General features: G+C 56.8%; 5 protein-coding genes. 1 reads left to right on the top strand and 4 read right to left on the bottom strand.

Annotation, left to right across the window (positions count from 1 at the left end):
• Positions 1-188: 30S ribosomal protein S20 (gene rpsT, locus ACIOU6_RS27675; RefSeq protein WP_401139904.1), on the top strand; the 188-nt coding region annotated here is incomplete at its 5' end.
• 178 nt (positions 189-366) lie between these two features.
• Here rpsT and ACIOU6_RS27670 read toward each other — a convergent pair.
• The 4 genes from ACIOU6_RS27670 to rpmA form a co-directional block, all read right to left on the bottom strand.
• Positions 367-834, bottom strand: coding sequence for a CreA family protein (locus ACIOU6_RS27670; RefSeq protein WP_221730102.1), 468 nt, complete (start codon positions 832-834; stop codon positions 367-369).
• Positions 835-844: 10 nt separating this feature from the next.
• Positions 845-1,963, bottom strand: coding sequence for a glutamate 5-kinase (gene proB, locus ACIOU6_RS27665; protein WP_095114071.1), 1,119 nt, complete (start codon positions 1,961-1,963; stop codon positions 845-847).
• Positions 1,964-2,100: 137 nt separating this feature from the next.
• A complete protein-coding gene (gene cgtA, locus ACIOU6_RS27660) occupies positions 2,101-3,324 on the bottom strand; it encodes an Obg family GTPase CgtA (RefSeq protein ID WP_221730103.1) in 1,224 nt (407 codons plus the stop codon).
• A gap of 193 nt (positions 3,325-3,517) precedes the next feature.
• Positions 3,518-3,729 (bottom strand): 50S ribosomal protein L27 (gene rpmA, locus ACIOU6_RS27655; RefSeq protein WP_401139901.1); only part of this gene is annotated, 212 nt, incomplete at its 5' end.

Raw genomic sequence — 3,729 nt, 5'->3', positions numbered from 1 at the left:
GTACCTACATCAAGAATGTAGTTAAAGCCATCGACGCAAAAGACGCTGAAAAAGCTCAAGCTGCATACGTTCTGGCTGTGCCAGTTATCGACCGCATGGCCGATAAAGGCATCATCCACAAGAACAAGGCTGCTCGTCATAAGAGCCGTCTGAATGGCCACGTCAAAGCACTGAAAATTGCTGCTTAATCGACGTAGTCATTAAAAAACCGACCTTAGGGTCGGTTTTTTATTGCCTGTGATTTGATAAAGGCAGAAAAAATGCGGGAGCGGCCCTGTTCGCGAATGTAATCTGTCAGCCGATATCTCTAGCGACTGACACGACATCTTCGCGAGCAAGCCCGCTCCCACATTTAGATTTACGCTTTTACTGCCCGGCCGGCATCCACGGCAAAATCGGGATCGCCGTCACCGCATTCTGCGGACTACCCTCGATCAAGCGATCGCTATAGACCAGATACACCAGCGTATTGCGCTTCTTATCGAGGAAGCGCACCACTTGCATGGTTTTGAATACCAGCGATGTGCGCTCCTTGAACACCTCTTCGCCATCCTTAAGCTCGCCCTTGAACTTGATCGAACCGACCTGACGACAAGCAATCGATGCCTCGGCGCGATCTTCAGCCAACCCCAAACCACCCTTCACACCACCCGTCTTGGCGCGCGAGAGGTAGCAGGTCACACCCTCGACTTTCGGATCATCGAAAGCCTCGACCACGATTCGGTCGTTCGGACCGACAAACTTGAACACTGTCGACACCTGACCAATTTCTTCGGCCGAAGCGAGCAATGGCAGCACCATCAACAGACCCAACAATCCTTTTGCTACGCGCATGAGTTTTTCCTTACACCAAAATCAGATTGTCACGGTGAACCAGTTCAGGTTCAGCCATGTAACCGAGCAAACCGACAATCGCATCCGACGATTGACCGATGATTTTTTGTGCCTCCAGCGCACTGTAGTTGGCCAGGCCACGGGCGATTTCACGACCATCCGGCGCCACGCAAACCACCATTTCACCGCGCCGGAAACTCCCCTGCACCAGCTTCACACCCACCGGCAACAGACTCTTGTTACCTCGAGAGAGCGCCGACACCGCACCCTCATCCAACACCAACGTGCCACGGGTTTGCAGGTGCCCTGCCAGCCACTGCTTACGCGCCGCCAGCATGCCGCGCTCAGGTGACAGCAACGTGCCGATACGCTCACCCGCCTTCAAGCGATCGAGCACACGCTCAAGACGCCCACCCACGATGATGGTGTGTGCGCCGGAACGAGCCGCCAGACGCGCCGCACGCAGCTTGGTTTGCATACCACCACGCCCCAGCGCGCCACCTGTACCACCCGCCACCGCATCCAGACTTGGATCATCGGCACGCGCCTCATAAATCAACTGAGCATCGGGATTGTTGCGCGGATCAGCATCGAACATGCCATCGCGATCCGTAAGGATCACCAGCAGATCAGCCTCGACCAGGTTGGCCACCAACGCCGCCAGGGTGTCGTTGTCGCCAAAACGGATTTCATCAGTGACCACGGTGTCGTTCTCGTTGATCACCGGAATGACTTTCAGCTCGACCAGCGCGCGCAAGGTGCTGCGGGCATTCAGATAGCGCTTGCGATCAGAGAGGTCGTCATGAGTCAGGAGAATCTGCGCGGTGTGCCGACCATGCTCGGCAAAGCTTGATTCCCAAGCCTGCACCAAGCCCATCTGACCGATTGCCGCCGCAGCCTGAAGCTCGTGCATCGCACTGGGTCGCGCGGTCCAGCCCAGACGGCTCATGCCGGCCGCCACCGCCCCGGAAGACACCAGCACCAACTCGACACCCGCCTCATGCAGAGCCACCATCTGCTCGACCCAGACACTCATTGCCGCGCGATCCAGCCCTTTGCCATCAGCTGTCAGCAAAGCGCTGCCGATCTTCACGACCCAACGCTGCGCACCTGTCACCTTGCTCCGCATCATCTTCAACCTTAGCTTGAGGACAGCGCGACCTGGCACTGCCCGTGACGTTAATCGTGGCTATTGGTGACCAACGATCGATTTCCAGATACTAAAACGCCGCTCGATTGAGCGGCGCTTAAGTTTACTGCAACGAATCAATCACGCACGTAAATGATTTCCGGACCGTCTTCGTCATCCACGTCTTCTTCATCCCAATCATCGTCGCCGATGTCGTGGACCGACTTCACGCCACTGCGACGCAGGGCACGCTTGTCATCCAGCGCCTGCAACTGCGCACGGGCTTCGTCTTCGATGCGCTGATCGAGATCGGCCAGCTCTTCCTTGTAAGCCGGGTCGGCAGCAAGGCGATCGGCACGATCTTCCATGTAACGCATGATGTCGTGGCACAGACGCTCGGTACCGATCTTGGCAATTGCCGAGATCACGTAAACCGGACCCGTCCACTCCAGACGATCGACGATCTCCTTGACGCGAGCATCATGCTCCTCCTCAAGGATCTGGTCGCACTTGTTCAGCACCAACCAGCGATCACGCTCAGCCAGGGACGGACTGAACTTGATCAGCTCATTGACGATGACCTCAGCCGCATCCGGCGCACTGGTGTCATCCAGCGGCGCCATGTCCACGAGGTGCAGCAGCAGACGCGTGCGCGCCAAGTGCTTGAGGAAGCGAATCCCCAGACCAGCACCGTCGGAAGCACCTTCGATCAAGCCCGGAATGTCGGCAACGACGAAGCTCTTCCAGCGATCAACGCTGACCACACCCAGGTTCGGGACCAACGTGGTGAACGGATAATCGGCGACCTTCGGCTTGGCGGCCGAAACCGAACGGATAAAGGTACTTTTGCCGGCGTTCGGCAAACCCAGAAGGCCCACATCAGCCAGCACTTTCATTTCCAACTTCAGGTCGCGCTGCTCGCCCGGCTTGCCCGGAGTGGTCTGGCGCGGCGCACGGTTGGTACTGGATTTGAAACGAGTATTGCCCAGACCGTGCCAACCGCCCTGCACGACCATCAACTTCTGGCCAGCCTTGGTCAAGTCACCAATGACCTCCTGAGTCCCGGAGTCAATAACGGTCGTACCGACCGGAACACGCAGGATCAGGTCTTCACCCTTCTTGCCGGTACAGTCTGTACTGCCACCGTTGGAGCCACGCTCGGCATCGAAGTGCCGGGTGTAACGGTAGTCCACCAGGGTGTTGAGGTTTTCGTCGGCCATCATGTAGATGGAACCGCCATCACCACCATCACCACCGTTCGGGCCACCGTTTTCGATGAATTTTTCCCGACGGAAACTCATGGCGCCATTACCGCCATCACCAGCCTTTACGCGAATCGATACTTCATCAACAAACTTCATAACCAACGCCTCTCGCCATACGGACGAGCCGAAAAACAATCAAGACATAAGACTCTTGCAAAAATGAGCGCAGCGACCCCAAAACACGACCTGCTTCGCACGCCGACAGCCCATACAAACAGCTTTGCAAGAGACTCACCCCACAAACGAAAAAGCCCCGTCGCAAGACAGGGCTCTTCCAGCGATTGCGCAATTAAGCTGCGACAACGCTCACGTAACGGCGGTTGAACGCGCCTTTTACTTCAAACTTGATCACGCCTTCGATTTTAGCGAAGAGGGTGTGATCCTTACCCATGCCAACACCGTAACCGGCGTGGAATTGGGTGCCGCGCTGACGCACGATGATGTTGCCCGGAATGATTTTCTGGCCGCCATACATCTTGACGCCAAGGCGTTTGGCTTCCG

Origin of the sequence: Pseudomonas sp. NPDC087615, from assembly GCF_044743445.1 — a bacterium.
Taxonomy (GTDB): Bacteria; Pseudomonadota; Gammaproteobacteria; order Pseudomonadales; family Pseudomonadaceae; genus Aquipseudomonas; species Aquipseudomonas baetica_A.
This window is presented reverse-complemented; position numbering and strand designations above follow the sequence as displayed.